The organism is Rouxiella aceris, assembly GCF_012933545.1.
GTDB lineage: Bacteria > Pseudomonadota > Gammaproteobacteria > Enterobacterales > Enterobacteriaceae > Rouxiella > Rouxiella aceris.
The window spans coordinates 1-15804 of record NZ_JAADJU010000003.1; the positions used below are offsets into that span (position 1 = coordinate 1).

9 protein-coding genes are annotated in these 15804 nt (G+C 53.3%); all 9 read left to right on the forward strand.

What is annotated here, in order from left to right; all coding sequences use genetic code 11:
• Positions 1–611 precede the first annotated feature (611 nt).
• A complete protein-coding gene (locus tag GW590_RS06045) occupies positions 612–2300 on the forward strand; it encodes a chloride channel protein (RefSeq protein ID WP_169402133.1) in 1689 nt (562 codons plus the stop codon).
• Positions 2301–2770: 470 nt separating this feature from the next.
• Positions 2771–6520, forward strand: coding sequence for a nitrate reductase subunit alpha (locus tag GW590_RS06050; RefSeq protein WP_169402134.1), 3750 nt, complete (start codon positions 2771–2773; stop codon positions 6518–6520).
• The gene (gene narH / locus GW590_RS06055; protein ID WP_169402135.1) at positions 6517–8055 is read left to right on the forward strand and encodes a nitrate reductase subunit beta; all 1539 of its coding nucleotides are present in this window, start codon (positions 6517–6519) and stop codon (positions 8053–8055) included. Before GW590_RS06050 ends, narH begins: the two co-directional genes overlap by 4 nt.
• Positions 8052–8786, forward strand: a complete 735-nt coding sequence (gene narJ, locus GW590_RS06060; protein ID WP_169402136.1) for a nitrate reductase molybdenum cofactor assembly chaperone — start codon at positions 8052–8054, stop codon at positions 8784–8786. Before narH ends, narJ begins: the two co-directional genes overlap by 4 nt.
• Positions 8783–9460, forward strand: coding sequence for a respiratory nitrate reductase subunit gamma (gene narI, locus GW590_RS06065; protein WP_169402137.1), 678 nt, complete (start codon positions 8783–8785; stop codon positions 9458–9460). The genes narJ and narI overlap by 4 nt, the downstream gene beginning before the upstream one ends.
• Positions 9461–10413: 953 nt before the next feature.
• Positions 10414–11514 (forward strand): porin, encoded by a 1101-nt coding sequence (locus GW590_RS06070; protein ID WP_328803055.1) that lies wholly within the window; start codon positions 10414–10416, stop codon positions 11512–11514.
• Positions 11515–11780: 266 nt separating this feature from the next.
• Positions 11781–12794, forward strand: coding sequence for an N-acetyltransferase DgcN (gene dgcN / locus GW590_RS06075; RefSeq protein ID WP_169402138.1), 1014 nt, complete (start codon positions 11781–11783; stop codon positions 12792–12794).
• The gene (dgcA, locus tag GW590_RS06080) at positions 12791–13756 is read left to right on the forward strand and encodes an N-acetyl-D-Glu racemase DgcA (RefSeq protein WP_169402139.1); all 966 of its coding nucleotides are present in this window, start codon (positions 12791–12793) and stop codon (positions 13754–13756) included. The genes dgcN and dgcA overlap by 4 nt, the downstream gene beginning before the upstream one ends.
• Positions 13757–13828: 72 nt before the next feature.
• The gene (locus GW590_RS06085; RefSeq protein WP_169402140.1) at positions 13829–15730 is read left to right on the forward strand and encodes an ABC transporter ATP-binding protein; all 1902 of its coding nucleotides are present in this window, start codon (positions 13829–13831) and stop codon (positions 15728–15730) included.
• The last annotated feature ends 74 nt before the right edge of the window (positions 15731–15804 follow it).

Below are 15804 nucleotides of genomic sequence, written 5' to 3' on the forward strand. Positions count from 1 at the left end.
CAGCTCCTCATAGCCAATTGATTTTAAAACCATAAATTGACACTTAAGCCTAACCGAAACAATTCCGCTAAAGCCAATTAGTTTTAAAACAGAAAATTGCCATTTAAGCTGAAACGGCACGACATACATAGCTTACTGGCACATTCAGAGACGGCGCCGCGCGAAGCGGAGGGAGACGCTTTTGGCTCCCGACCGAGCAAGGGGACTGCGGAGCAGCGCGGCTCGTGCCACGCAGGGAGTCACTGAAACATAGCCGGTAATAGGCAGCAGACGAATCAAAGACACCAAAAGGCCCAGGATTGTTAAGGAGCGGGCCAGCGCTCCTTAACTCGGTTCGGCACAGCGGGTTAAGTGGCCACTGCAATTATAAAACCGAAACAACTCCTCATAGCCCATTGACTTTAAAAAAAGGAAATTACCATTTAAGCCCAACCCGATACAACTCCTCATAGCGAATTGACTTTAAAAACAAAAATTGACACTTAAGCCCCCCCCAAAATCCGTGCGCAGCACAAAAAACTTAGTAGGTTTAGTCAAACCGAAAAACTGATAAGATCCCCTCCGCCGATAAGCCTTTGCTTTCTGAATTAAAACCAACCGCCGGGGACGTGATGAGCATTAAAGCGTTGCAAAAATCCGATTGGGTAAATTTGCTGATTGCCATTCCCGCCGGGATTATTGCCGCGTTGGTCACCGTCGGATTTCGCCTGGCAATCACCGAGATAAACGACCTGATGTTTACCGACGGTAGCGATATTACCCGCGCTTTTGTGGAATATCCGCGTATTGTCTGGCCGCTGATCACCACCTGCGGTGGCGTGCTGGCCGGGGGAATTCTGTATTGGGCGCTGCGCTATGAGGCGCGCAACGGCAAAATGCCCGACTATCTCGATGTTATCGACCAACGCCTGCCGGGGATCCCGGTAGTCAGTACTCTGCTGCGCGCACTCTCGTCCCTGGCCAGTATAGCCAGCGGCGGATCGATCGGTCGTGAAGGGGCCATGGTGCAACTGTCGGCCCTTAGTGGCAGCCTGCTCGGGCGCTTTAGCCGTTTTTCCTCTTTGCATCAGTCGGATATTATTGCCATGGCCGCGGCCGGTGGTCTGGCCGCGGTCTACCACGCGCCTTTTGCCGGTGCACTGTTTGTGGCGGAGATTGCCTTTGGTGTCACCGCCGTACAACGGCTGATCCCGCTGTTTATTTCCGCCTCAGTCGCCGTGCTGACCGTGCGCTCAATCACGCCCTATGCCCCGTTGTATCTCTACTCCTCGGCAGTATTTACTCCATCTCCCGGCGCTATTGTCACCGTTCTGGTGATTGGTGCGGTGGCGGGTGTTCTCGGGCCGATGTTTATCGCCGCCATTGAAAAAGTGCGCCATATTATGCAGCCACTCACCCATCCCGTGCTGCGCCTGGGGCTGGGCGGGCTGGCGGTGGGTCTGGTGGCGATGATCTCGCCGCTGGTGTTGGGCAACGGCTTTGAAGTGATCGAATTGATCCTTAATAATCGCCTGCTGCATACCTCGCTACTGTTGTTGCTGCTGCTGAAAATTCTGGCCACCGCGCTAACCGTGGGCTCGGGGGCGGTAGGCGGGCTTTTTACGCCTTCGCTGCTGATTGGTGCCGCAGGGGGCGCGCTGGTCTGTAGCTGTCTGCAGGCATTGGGCTTTGATCCCGGGCCAACGGGACTCTATGCTGCCATTGGCATGAGCGCGCTGCTGGCTGCTACCAGCCGGGCACCGCTGATGTCGATTATGATGGCTTTTGAAATGACGCTGAACAGTTCGTTGTTGTTCCCGCTGATGCTGGCCACCGCCATCGCCTATGTTGTCGCCTCGAGGTTTAAAGTCAGCGGTACTTACCCGGTACTCAGCCGACACAATGCGCGATTTATTGCCAAAAATGATTTTGAGCATGGCACGGTGGCGGCGTTGATCATTCCCTGTTCGAAAATGTATATCGATGCCCGGTTGGCCGATGTGGTCAGCGAAGGATTAAAGCAGCGCACCCGTTATGTCTATATTGTCGACCGCGAGGAGCGATTTTTGGGCGTGGTGGCCACCAATATGCTGGCCAGTGGCATTATCGACGGCAGCCTGGCGAAAGAGAGTGCGCTCGCCGATTATATTGAACAGGAATTTGCCACCCTCTATCAGCATGCCAGCTATGAGCAAGCCTGGGCGATGTTTAGTAATTCCCCTCTCGAACGTTTACCGGTATTGGCCGATGCACAATCGCGTCGATTATTGGGGGTGATTACCAAAGCTGCCTTGCTCAGTAAAGCCAAGGATTTTCTATAAACTTGTCGGGCAGGAGCCAACACCTAATGGGGTTCGCTCCCTGAGCATTGGCGGATCCCTTCCGTTTATGGGCGTTTATCAAGTGGCCCTCTGCCGGTAAAGGGGGCTATTTTTTGGATAAATAAAACTTTTATTGCTGGAAACAAACTCACCTGAATTTTTCCCAAAACCGACATCTACCCCCAAATAGTCAGCCGCGCTTTAACCTCTCTCCCTGTTCTATTTTATAAATAATTACTGCTTATTTTTCAGTGTATTAACTCGAATTTATTTTATACCCCCAACGGAGTATTTCCCCTAACCCCTGTTTTGCTTGCCCAACGCGGACTTGATCGCCATCAAGTTGGCGCCTGCTAGCGGTTACTACTCTAGCGCCAATTTGAGCACTCTGATTCTGCGTTGTTATTTGCATAACGACATCACCCATATAACGACAGACGCTACGAGCGCCTGCATCTGGAGGTTCCTGGATGAGCAAGTTCCTTGACCGGTTTCGCTACTTTAAAGAGTTGGCCGAACCCTTTGCTGACGGACATGGCCAAACGCTGAATACTAACCGTGACTGGGAAGACGGTTACCGTAGCCGTTGGCAGCATGACAAAATTGTCCGCTCCACCCATGGCGTAAACTGCACCGGCTCCTGTAGCTGGAAAATCTACGTCAAGAATGGCCTGGTCACCTGGGAAACCCAGCAAACAGACTATCCGCGCACCCGTCCGGACTTGCCCAACCATGAGCCTCGCGGTTGCCCGCGCGGTGCCAGTTACTCCTGGTACCTCTACAGCGCCAACCGTCTGAAATACCCGTTGATGCGCAAAAAGCTGATCCAGCTATGGCGTGAAGCCAAGCTGCAACACAGCGATCCGGTGGAGGCCTGGGGATCGATTGTCAGCGATCCGCAAAAATCCAAAAGCTATAAAGTGGCCCGTGGTCGCGGCGGTTTTGTGCGTTCAAGCTGGCAGGAAGTGAACGAACTGATTGCCGCCTCTAATGTTTACACCGCCAAAACCTTTGGCCCTGACCGCATTATCGGTTTTTCTCCCATTCCGGCAATGTCAATGGTCTCCTATGCCGCGGGCGCACGCTATTTGTCGCTGATTGGCGGGGTCTGTCTCAGCTTCTACGACTGGTATTGCGATTTGCCGCCAGCATCACCAATGACCTGGGGCGAGCAGACTGATGTCCCGGAATCCGCCGACTGGTATAACTCCTCTTATATTATTGCCTGGGGCTCCAATCTGCCGCAGACCCGTACCCCGGATGCCCACTTTTTTAGTGAAGTTCGCTATAAAGGCACCAAAACGGTGGCCATTACCCCGGATTACGCCGAAGTGGCCAAGCTTTGTGACCACTGGCTGGCGCCGAAGCAGGGTACTGACAGTGCGCTGGCGCTGGCGATGGGTCATGTGATCCTCAAGTCCTTCCATCTGGATAATCCCAGCAGTTACTTTATCGACTATGTTCGCCGCTATACCGATATGCCAATGCTGGTATTGCTCGAACCACGCGACGGCGGCCACTATGTCGCGGGGCGCATGCTGCGTGCCTCTGACCTGGTTGATAACCTCGGGCAGGAAAATAATCCACAGTGGAAAACTATTGCCCTTGATGAACTCAGCGGCGAATTAGTGTCGCCGCTGGGTTCTATCGGCTATCGCTGGGGCGAAAAAGGCCAATGGAATCTGCAGGCGCGTGAAGGTAAGGATCAGCAAGAGGTCAAGCTGGCACTGAGTCTGCTGGCGGATCATGATGAGGTGGTCGAGGTGGGCTTCCCTTACTTTGGTGGCATTGCGCACGAACATTTTAACAGCGTCGAGTTACAAGATGTCCTGCTGCACAAATTGCCGGTAAAACGCCTGCAGCTGGCCGACGGCAGTGAAGCGCTGGTAGCCAGCGTTTATGACCTGACTCTGGCGAACTACGGCGTTGAGCGCGGGCTGGATGATGCCAACTGTGCGCAGAGCTTTGACGAGGTCAAGGCCTATAGCCCGGCCTGGGCCGAGCAGATCACCGGCGTTTCACAGCAAAATATTATTCGTATCGCCAGTGAGTTTGCGCAGACCGCCGATAAAACCCACGGTCGTTCAATGATTATCGTCGGTGCCGGTTTAAACCACTGGTATCACATGGATATGAACTATCGCGGCCTGATCAATATGCTGATCTTCTGCGGTTGTGTCGGCCAAAGTGGCGGCGGTTGGGCGCACTATGTCGGTCAGGAAAAACTGCGTCCGCAGACCGGCTGGCAACCGCTGGCCTTTGGTCTGGACTGGCAGCGTCCACCACGTCAGATGAACGGCACCTCGTTTTTCTACAACCACTCCAGTCAGTGGCGCTACGAAAGCGTGTCACCCGCGTCCTTGTTATCACCGCTGGCGGACCCATCGCGCTTTACCGGTAGTCTGATTGACTTTAATGTGCGCGCCGAACGCATGGGCTGGCTGCCGTCGGCTCCGCAACTGAATGTTAACCCGCTGGATCTGGCGGCCATGGCCAAATCTGCCGGCAAAAACCTGCAAGACTATGCCGTTGATGGGCTGAAAGACGGCAGCCTGCGCTTTGCCGCCGAACAACCCGACGACCCACAAAACTATCCGCGTAACCTGTTTGTCTGGCGTTCTAACCTGCTGGGTTCTTCCGGTAAAGGCCATGAATACCTGCTGAAATACCTGTTGGGTACCGAGAACGGTATCCAGGGCAAAGATCTTGGCGTGCAGGGCGGCATTTTGCCGCAGGAAGTGGAATGGCAACAGCAGGGTGGTGAAGGCAAACTGGATCTGGTCGTGACCCTGGACTTCCGTCTTTCCAGCACCTGCCTGTACTCCGATATCGTGCTGCCGACCGCCACCTGGTATGAAAAAGACGATATGAATACCTCGGATATGCATCCGTTTATTCATCCGCTGTCCGCCGCGGTCGATCCGGCCTGGGAGTCAAAAAGCGACTGGGAGATTTACAAAGGTCTGGCCAAAGCTTTCTCGGAAGTCTGCGTGGGTCATCTTGGTGTGGAAACCGACCTGGTTACCCTGCCGATCCAGCATGACTCGGCGGCCGAACTGGCTCAGCCACTGGGTGTGGACGACTGGAAAAAAGGCCAATGCGATCTGATCCCCGGCCGTACCGCGCCGCATCTGATCGCCGTCGAGCGTGATTACCCGAACACCTATGCGCGCTTTACCTCGCTGGGACCTTTGCTCGATAAGCTGGGCAACGGCGGCAAAGGGATCAACTGGAATACCGATACTGAAATCGCGCTGCTGAAAAAACTCAATTATACCCAGAGCGGCGGCGCAGCCGAGGGGCGTCCGAAGATTGAAACGGCTATCGATGCCGCAGAAGTGATCCTCACGCTGGCCCCCGAGACCAACGGGCAGGTGGCGGTGAAAGCCTGGCAGGCGCTGGGTGAAGCTACCGGTATTGACCATCGTCATCTGGCGCTGAATAAAGAAGACGAAAAGATCCGTTTTCGCGATATCCAGGCGCAGCCGCGCAAGATTATCTCCAGTCCAACCTGGTCGGGGCTGGAAGACGAACACGTCTCCTATAACGCCTGTTATACCAACGTTCATGAGCTGATCCCCTGGCGCACCCTGACCGGCCGTCAGCAGATTTATCAGGATCACGAATGGATGCGCGCCTTTGGTGAAAGCCTGCTGGTCTATCGCCCGCCGATTGATACCAAGGCCTCGCAGGCGTTCCTCAACGCCAAATCCAACGGCAACCCGGAAATGGCGCTGAACTTTATTACTCCACACCAGAAATGGGGTATCCACTCAACCTACAGCGATAACCTGCTGATGCTGACGCTCTCCCGTGGCGGACCTATCGTCTGGCTGAGCGAAGACGATGCCCGTCAACTGGGGATTGTCGATAACGACTGGATCGAAGCCTTTAACGCCAACGGATCCTTGACCGCCAGGGCGATTGTCAGCCAGCGAGTTCCGGCGGGGATGACCATGATGTATCACGCACAGGAGCGGCTGGTAAATATTCCCGGTTCCGAGATCACCCAACAACGTGGGGGGATCCATAACTCGGTCACTCGCGTAACGCCAAAACCGACGCATATGATCGGCGGCTATGCCCATCAGTCCTACGGCTTTAACTATTACGGTACCGTTGGCTCCAACCGTGATGATTTTGTGGTGGTGCGGAAAATGAATCGCATTGACTGGTTAGACGAAGAAGGTAATGACAGCATGCAGGAGAAAGCCCAATGAAAATTCGTTCACAAGTCGGCATGGTGCTTAATCTGGATAAATGCATCGGTTGTCATACCTGTTCGGTGACCTGTAAAAACGTCTGGACCAGCCGCGAAGGCATTGAATATGGCTGGTTTAACAACGTTGAGACCAAACCCGGCGTCGGTTTTCCCAATGACTGGGAAAATCAGCAAAAATGGAAGGGCGGCTGGATCCGTAAAATCAACGGCAAATTGCAGCCGCGGATGGGTAACAAGTTGCAGTTGCTGTCAAAGATTTTTGTTAACCCGCATATGCCGGAAATTGATGATTACTACGAGCCGTTTGACTTTGATTATCAGCACCTGCATACCGCCAAAGAGAGTAAGCATCAACCTATTGCCCGTCCGCGCTCGCTGCTCACCGGTCAGCGGATGGATAAAATTGTCGGCGGCCCCAATTGGGAAGATGACTTAGGCGGCGAGTTTGCCACGCGTTCGGCAGACAGCAACTTTGCCAATATGCAAAAAGCGATGTACGGCGAATTTGAAAACACCTTCATGATGTATTTGCCGCGCCTGTGCGAACACTGTCTTAACCCGGCCTGTGTTGCCACCTGCCCGAGCGGTGCCATCTACAAACGTGATGAAGACGGTATTGTACTGATCGACCAGGATAAATGTCGCGGTTGGCGCATGTGCCTGACCGGTTGCCCATACAAAAAAATCTACTTCAACTGGAAAAGCGGCAAATCAGAAAAATGCATTTTCTGCTATCCGCGTATCGAAGCCGGGCAACCGACGGTGTGCTCCGAAACCTGCGTTGGTCGTATCCGTTACCTCGGTGTCTTGCTGTATGACGCCGATCGTATTGAACAGGCGGCCAGCGTTGAGAACGAACAAAACCTCTATCAGAGCCAGATGGATATTTTCCTCGATCCTAACGACCCGCAGGTGATTGCCGAGGCGTTGGCGCAGGGTATCCCGCAGTCGGTACTTGACGCTGCCCGCCAGTCACCGGTCTATAAAATGGCGATGGAGTGGAAGCTGGCATTGCCGCTGCATCCGGAATATCGCACCCTGCCGATGGTCTGGTATGTGCCGCCATTGTCGCCGATCCAGTCGGCGGCGGATGCCGGTGCCATGCCGCACACCGGCGTATTGCCTGACGTCGAGAGCCTGCGCATTCCGCTGCAATATCTAGCCAATCTGTTGACCGCCGGTGATACCCAGCCGGTGTCGCTGGCCTTAAGACGTATGCTGGCCATGCGCCATTACAAACGGGCAGAAACCGTGGACGGCGTCAATGACACCAGCGCGCTGGAGCAGGTCGGTTTGAGCGAGGCACAGGCACAAGAGATGTATCGCTATCTGGCGATTGCCAACTATGAAGACCGCTTTGTAGTGCCTTCCAGCCACCGCGAGCTGGCGCGGGAAGCTTTCCCGGAGAGCAAAGGCTGCGGTTTCAGCTTTGGTGACGGCTGCCACGGCAGCGACAGCAAATTTAACCTGTTCAATAGCAAACGTATTGATGCCATTGATATCAGTCCGCGTACATCGGGAGAGAAGAAATGATCGCCTTACAGATTATTGCCCGCCTGCTGGATTACCCCGATGAGGCGCTGTGGGCTCATCGGGATGATCTGCTGAGCGCACTGGCTGACAGTCAGGCGCTTGATGAAGAGAATGCGGCAAAACTCAGTGCCTTTATCAAACCTTTTTGCGCTGCCGAACTGCTCGACCGCCAGGCGGAGTATTGCAGTTTGTTCGATCGCGGTCGCGCCACCTCGTTGCTGCTGTTTGAGCATGTCCACGGTGAGTCACGGGATCGCGGACAAGCGATGGTGGATTTGCTGGATCAGTATCGCGCTGCCGGACTGGTATTAGACAGCAAGGAATTGCCGGATTATCTACCGCTGTATCTGGAGTATCTGGCTTCGCTGCCGTTAGAAGAGGCACGAAGTGGGCTGGTGGATATTGCGCCGATCCTTGCCTTGCTGGCGGCGCGCATCGCCCAGCGTGATAGTCATTATGCCGTGCTGTTTGAGCTGCTGCTGGCGATTTCCGGTGTGGCATTAAACAGCGCCGATGTTGCCGAAAAGCTGCAACAGGAGAGTCGCGACGATACGCCGCAAGCGCTGGATGCGGTCTGGGAAGAAGAACAGATCAAATTTCTCAGCGAACAGGGCTGCGCCAGCGCCGAAGAGACGGCACACAGCCAGCGTTTCGCCGGAGCGGTTGCGCCGCAATATATTAACCTTGATGCCCACTTTGAGAGCGGCACTGCCGGGGAGTCACGCCCATGAGTTTTCTCAATAGCCTGTTATTTGATATTTATCCCTATCTGGCCGGTACGGTATTTTTAGTCGGCAGCTGGTTGCGTTATGACCATGGCCAATACAGTTGGCGCGCCGGTTCCAGCCAGATCTTTGATAAGAAAGGGCTGCGCATTGCCTCGCCGTTGTTTCATATTGGTATCTTGGGGATTTTTTTTGGTCATCTGGTGGGGATGCTGACACCGCACTGGATGTATGAGTCTTTCTTACCGATCGCCGTTAAGCAACAGCTGGCGATGGTGGCCGGAGGTGTCTGTGGTTTGCTGACGCTGGTCGGCGGAGCCATGCTGCTTAAGCGCCGTTTGACCAATGCGCGGGTGCGCGCCACCTCGAGCGTTGGCGATATCCTGATTATGACATTGCTGGTGCTGCAGGCCTGCCTGGGACTGGGTACTATTCCTTTCTCGGCACAGCATATGGACGGCAGTGAAATGATGAAACTGGTGGGCTGGGCGCAGGCGGTGGTGACCTTCCAGGGGGGCGCTTCAGCGCATCTGCAGGGGGTTGCGCTAATCTACCGTATCCATATGGTGATGGGTATGACGTTGTTCCTGTTGTTCCCTTTCTGTCGTCTGGTGCATATCTGGAGCGTTCCGGTGGAGTATCTGACTCGCCGCTATCAATTGGTACGCAATCGCCACTGATCCTCTTCTCGGCAAGCGCCTGTGCGCTTGCCGCTTAATAGACCCTTTATCTGGCGAAACTCCCTCAATATCCTGTCAAAAATAACAATATTGCGCCCGGTTATTAACCTGCCTTGCCTTCACCGCACTGACTTAGACCCTTTAACTCACCATTGACCTGGCTTTGCCGATTGGCAACGAACTTTACCCTAGCGCCAGACCTGTTGATGCTATTTTCAACAGCATCGGGTTTATCCCCTTGGCTCTGCTTATTAACCCAGTCTGCGTGTTGAAAAATCCATGGCAAGGACGACTTATAAGCATAAGCAGAACTTATTTATATTGCTGCTACCTTGCTGTTGGTTATTTTTTGTACATAACTTATGAAGGTGAAGTTAAATAGAAATGTTCAATTTAATAACCATGGTAATTATAAGTCCCTTATTATATTGCAAGTAAAGGTTTGGGAGTAATTATGGCGTATATTTATAAAAAAATAGGCCATACAAAATATCTTAGGTTGGCGGAATAATTTTTGTGCCAGGCAAAAAAACAAAGAAAATAATTACTCTGCTATGCACTATTTAAAGGCAAAACGGCTATTTCACATTTAAATATCTTAACGATTGTTAAATGAAAATAGCCCGTTAAAAAGGTGATCTACATCACATTAAAAGCATGATAAGTATCACTCTTTGCACCAAAAAACCGCGATGCACGATATTGGTGCAATTCGTTATGCAAAAAACGCATAAAATCATGGGGTTACAAAATGGATTTGGAATTATTTAGTTACATGTCTTTACGTTATTTTGACTAAATGATCCGAACTTTTCCATTTTAACTTTTTAAACATGATGCTATGGTTCGATTCGATTTACAGATAGCAACCATTATAAACATTAAGAAACTCGCAGCTGGATATTTAAAATCTGGCACGGGAACTCCTTTATAAAATTCTAGGAACTTAAATGATGATGAAGCGCAGTGTATTGGCCGTAGCGGTCTCTTTAATTGTTGTAACCAGTGGTGCAAGTGCTACAGAAATTTATAACAAAGATGGCAACCAATTAGATCTGTATGGCCGCGTCAACGGCAAACATCAATTTAGTGATAATACTGGTGCTAACGGTGATTACACTTATGTGCGTTTCGGCTTTAAAGGTCAGACTAAAATTAACGATCTGCTGACCGGTTATGGTCAGTGGGAATATAACGTGCAGGCCAATAACTCTGAGGGCGGCGCGGATTATCAAAACGGCAACAAAACCCGTCTGGGCTTTGCCGGTTTGAAATTCTCTCAATACGGTTCATTCGATTACGGCCGCAACTATGGTGTGGTTTACGATGCGATCGGTTATACCGATATGATGCCAGAGTACGGCGGCGATTCAGCTAACAGCGATAACTATATGGTTGGTCGTTCAAGCGGTCTGGCCACTTATCGTAATAAAAACTTCTTTGGCCTGGTTAAAGGTCTGAACTTTGCTTTGCAGTACCAGGGTAAAAACGAAGCGGCAAGCGCAGGCACCACTTCTCGCCCTAACAGCAAATCAAATGGTGACGGTTACGGCGCATCTGTAAGCTACGAAGATATTGGTGGCTCAGGCATTGGTGCCGTGGTAGCAGGTTCCTCTTCTGACCGCACCAACGCGCAGGCGATTTCTGCGGTCGGTGGCGGTGATAAAGCCTCAGCCTGGTCTGCAGCACTGAAATACGATGCCAACCAGATTTATCTGGCTACCATGTACGAAGAAACCCGTAACCTGTCCAGCATCTCGGCCAACGGCGTATCCGGTTATGCCAATAAAACCCAGATCATGGAAGCCATTGCTCAGTACCAGTTCCTCAACGGTCTGCGTCCTTCCATTGCTTACGTGCAGAACAAAGCTATCGATGTTGAAGGTGTCGGCGATGCTTACATCTACAAATACTACGAAATCGGCGCGACTTACTACTTCAATAAAAACATGTACACCTACGTTGACTACAAAATCAACGCATTGGGTGAGAACAACAAACTTGGCGGCAACAACGACAACGTGACTACCGTCAGCTTGACCTATCGTTTCTAAGCTTAACGAGCATTACCCTTATCTGTGTCTGAAAAGGTAATTGCAAGGCAGGGCCATTGGCCTTGCCTTTTTTTATGTATTGGGATCCGGCTTTAGTTAATGCATATCTTGTTAACTATCTGTTAAATCAATTAATTAGCTGGCATAGCCTCAGGTTATACCCTGCGACCAAACAAGTATTCGTCGCGCCTCGGTGTTCGTGAAATAGTCGGCAGGTCAGGCAATCAGTTTTGCCATCCCCTTACACACGATAAAGAGAGTCGCTTATGCAACAAATCCCCATGCCTTATCTGCTGTTTCTTGGTGACGTAATGGATCCGCTGGCAGCAAAAACTGCGCGCGGAATTCACGTTTGGCGTCCTGAGTCTTGCGTCGGTCAGATCCGTCTGGCAACCGATTCCGTCTCTCTGGGACTGGAAGATATGGACGTTACCACCGCAAAAGCGCGTGGTGCCAAAACCATGGTACTGGGGACGGCAAATGCCGGTGGCAAGCTGCCGACACATTGGATTGAATCCATTAAATCCGCCATTCGTGCCGGACTCAATGTCGCCAATGGCCTGCATCAGGGACTGCTGGAGCTGCCGGAACTGGTTGCCCTGGCCGATGAATATAATGTTCAACTGTTTGATGTGCGTCATATGCGTCCACAGTTGGATGTCGGCAGCGGTAAGAAGCGCAGCGGTAAACGTATTTTGACCGTCGGTACTGACTGCTCTGTCGGCAAAATGTATACCTCGCTGGCATTGGAAGCGGCGATGCGCGATATCGGCATGAAAGCGGACTTCCGTGCTACCGGTCAAACCGGGGTGCTGGTCGCCGGTGCCGGTATCGCTATTGATGCGGTGATCGCCGATTTTATTTCCGGTGCGGTGGAGTCTCTCTCTCCGGCCAATGATGACGATCACTGGGATATTATCGAAGGGCAGGGGTCGCTGTACCATCCGTCATTTGCCGGGGTCAGCATGGGGCTGATCCACGGCGCGCAGGCGCATCTGCTGGTGATGTGTCATGAACTGGGCCGCCCGCATATGCGCCATTTACCTCATCAGTTTATGCCAACGCTGCAACAGTGTGTTGCCACCAACCTTGCCGCTGCCAGCCTGACCAGTCCACAGGTGCAGTTGGCCGGTTTCTCCCTTAACACCTCAGGCGTAGATGAAGCGCAAGCCAAAGCGGCGCTGGCAGAAATCAGCCGTGAATTTGGTGTGCCAGCCACCGACCCGGTACGTTTTGGCATCAGCGAACTGGCGCAATCCATCAAGGATCGTGGCTTATGATCGCCCTCGATATTCAAACGGTTGAACTGCCGCTGGCGCGACCTTTTGCCATTTCTCGTAGTGTACGCACCGCCATTACCGTGGTGCGGGTGACCCTCACCGACGGCCAGTGGGTGGCGATGGGCGAGTGTACACCGACGGCCCATTATCAGGAGTCGGCGGAAAGTGTCTGTCAACAACTGGAGCAGGTACGTGCGCAGGTGGAAGCCGGGCTAAGTCGTCAGGCTTTGCAGCAGGCGCTGCCGATAGGGTCGGCACGCAATGCACTCGATTGTGCCATGTGGCGTTTGGATGCAGCAAAACAGGGCAAGACCGTCTGGCAACTGCTTGAAATGCCAGCACCTGAGCGGGTGGTCACTGCTGAAACCTTAAGCCTCGACAGCCTGGAAAATATGGTCAAAGCGGCAGAAGTCGCAGTGGCCGGAGGGGCCAAACTGCTGAAAATCAAACTCGATCGTCTGCAGATTATCGAGAAGGTGGCCGCCATTCGTCAGGCCGCCCCGCTGGCAACGTTGGTGGTAGACGCCAATGAAGCCTGGCTGGGGCTGGATCTCGACAGCCTGTTCCAGGCGCTGAGCGAATTTAATATCGCCATGATCGAACAACCGCTGCCAGCGGGTAACGACAAAGACTTGGTGCATTGTTTGCATCCTATTCCTATCTGCGCCGACGAAAGTTGTCACCAGCGTTCAGATATCGCCGGGCTGCGTGATCGCTACGAGATGATCAATATCAAGTTGGATAAATGTGGCGGCCTGACCGAAGCGCTGGCAATGGCCGAAGCAGCCAAAACCCTCGGTCTGCGTCTGATGGTAGGGTGCATGCTGGGTTCCTCGCTGGCGATGGAAGCGGCATTGCCGGTGGCGGTGCAGGCGGAGTGCGTCGATCTCGACGGACCTATCTGGCTGGCGCAGGATTTTCAACCCGGGCTGCGCTATCACCAGGGCGAAGTCTGGCTGTAACGCAGCGGGGAAAGGGCCAGGCCTTTTCCCCGGATATTCACTACATTGTCCTGTTAAAGGAGCACGCTATTGATGACTGAACTACCTGTTAGTGAGGCCTCCTCAACCGAGTCTGCTGACCCGCTGCTGCCGGAAACCCGTAACAGGCCCATTCTTCAGGTGAAGGATTTATCGGTCAGTTTTAGCGGTCGCCAGGGCCAGACTCAGGCGCTGAAAGGCGTCTCTTTTTCGATTAATAAAGGCGAAGTGGTCGCCGTGGTTGGCGAGAGTGGTTCCGGCAAGTCCGTCACCTCGTTAAGTATTATGGGATTACTGGCCGAGTCCGCCCATATCGACGGCGGCAGCATAGAGTTTACTACCCGCAGCGGTGTCAGTCATTCGCTGGCGAAGATGGGCAGCGAGGCGCGTCGCCAACTGCGTGGTCAGGAAATGTCGATGATCTTCCAGGAGCCGATGACCTCCCTTAACCCGGTGTTGCGGGTGGGCGATCAACTGACCGAGGGGCTTATCGATCATGGCATTTGCACCAGGGTCGAGGCGCTAGCTAAAGCGCGGCAGTTGCTGAAACAGGTGCGTATCCCGGACGTTGACCGTATTTTAGGCTGTTTCCCCTTTGAGCTTTCTGGCGGTATGCGTCAGCGGGTGATGATTGCCCAGGCGTTGGCCTGCGACCCGGCGCTGCTGATTGCTGATGAACCCACCACGGCGCTGGATGTCACGGTGCAGGCGCGAATTTTACAGATCCTGCGCGATTTGCAACGCGGTTCAGATATGGCCGTGCTCTTTATTACCCATGATATGGGCGTGGTGGCCGAAATTGCCGATCGCGTGGTGGTGATGTATCACGGCGAAGTGGTGGAAGAGGGCAGTGTTGCCGATATTTTTGCGCATGCCCGCCATCCCTATACCCGCGCCTTGCTGGCGGCTGTCCCACGACTCGGCGATATGCAGGGGCTAAAGTGGCCGCGGCGCTTTCCTTTGATTTCGACAGAGCAAACGGTTGCCAGTGTGGCTGAACCCCTGGCTACAGACGACCAGACGACCGCCAACTATAGCGTGGCACCCTTGCTGGACGTACGCGGCCTGCGCGTCTGTTACCCCATTCGTTCCGGGATATTGTCCCGTATCACCCAGCAGGTGCACGCCGTCGAGCAGATCGATTTCTCCATTTGGCCGGGGGAGACGCTGGCTCTGGTCGGTGAAAGCGGCTGTGGCAAATCGACCACCGGCCGCGCCATCCTGCGTTTAGTGGGCAGTGAATCGGAAAGCATCCATCTTGAGGGCAAAGAGATCACCCTGCTGCGCGATAAGCCATTTCAGGCCATACGTCGGCAAATCCAGATGGTGTTTCAGGATCCCTATGCCTCCCTGAACCCCCGACTAACCGTTGGTTTCTCTATTGCCGAACCGCTGTTATTGCATGGGCTGGCGCGTTCGCTGGCCGAGGCGACGCCAAGGGTAAATAAATTGCTGCACAGCGTCGGGCTCGATCCCGCCGTTGCCCGCCGTTATCCCCATGAGTTTTCCGGCGGCCAGCGTCAGCGCATTGCCATCGCCCGCGCCATGGCGTTGCAGCCGCAGGTCATTATTGCCGACGAGGCAGTCTCGGCGCTGGATGTTTCCATTCAGGCGCAGGTGGTGAATCTGATGATGGATTTGCAGCGTGATACCGGTGTTGCCTGGTTATTTATTTCCCATGATATGGCGGTGGTTGAGCGTATCGCCAACCGCGTGGCGGTGATGTATCTCGGACAAATTGTCGAGATTGGTCCGCGCGATGCCATTTTTAGTGCGCCACAACATCCTTATACCCGGCGTTTGCTGAGTTCAGTGCCGGTTGCCGACCCGACAAAAAGGGTGGCGCGCAGTTTTGATGATAGTGAAGTGAAGTCACCGGTGCATCCAGCCGGATGGCAAATAGCAAAAGTGAAATACCGTCAGGTAAGTGAGCACCACTGGGTGGCACAAACTTAATCCCTGGCGCAATGACTGCGGTAGGGTCATTAATCCGGGGCAGATGACAGTTATGTTGAATATTTCGGGATACT

What these genes read in the sequence shown, in the direction of transcription:
- narJ (WP_169402136.1), top strand. Translation starts at nt 8,052, where the DNA reads ATGATCGCCTTACAGATTATTGCCCGCCTGCTGGATTACCCCGATGAG.
- dgcN (WP_169402138.1), top strand. Translation starts at nt 11,781, where the DNA reads ATGCAACAAATCCCCATGCCTTATCTGCTGTTTCTTGGTGACGTAATG.
- GW590_RS06050 (WP_169402134.1), top strand. Translation starts at nt 2,771, where the DNA reads ATGAGCAAGTTCCTTGACCGGTTTCGCTACTTTAAAGAGTTGGCCGAA.
- narH (WP_169402135.1), top strand. Translation starts at nt 6,517, where the DNA reads ATGAAAATTCGTTCACAAGTCGGCATGGTGCTTAATCTGGATAAATGC.
- narI (WP_169402137.1), top strand. Translation starts at nt 8,783, where the DNA reads ATGAGTTTTCTCAATAGCCTGTTATTTGATATTTATCCCTATCTGGCC.
- GW590_RS06085 (WP_169402140.1), top strand. Translation starts at nt 13,829, where the DNA reads ATGACTGAACTACCTGTTAGTGAGGCCTCCTCAACCGAGTCTGCTGAC.
- GW590_RS06045 (WP_169402133.1), top strand. Translation starts at nt 612, where the DNA reads ATGAGCATTAAAGCGTTGCAAAAATCCGATTGGGTAAATTTGCTGATT.
- GW590_RS06070 (WP_328803055.1), top strand. Translation starts at nt 10,414, where the DNA reads ATGATGAAGCGCAGTGTATTGGCCGTAGCGGTCTCTTTAATTGTTGTA.
- dgcA (WP_169402139.1), top strand. Translation starts at nt 12,791, where the DNA reads ATGATCGCCCTCGATATTCAAACGGTTGAACTGCCGCTGGCGCGACCT.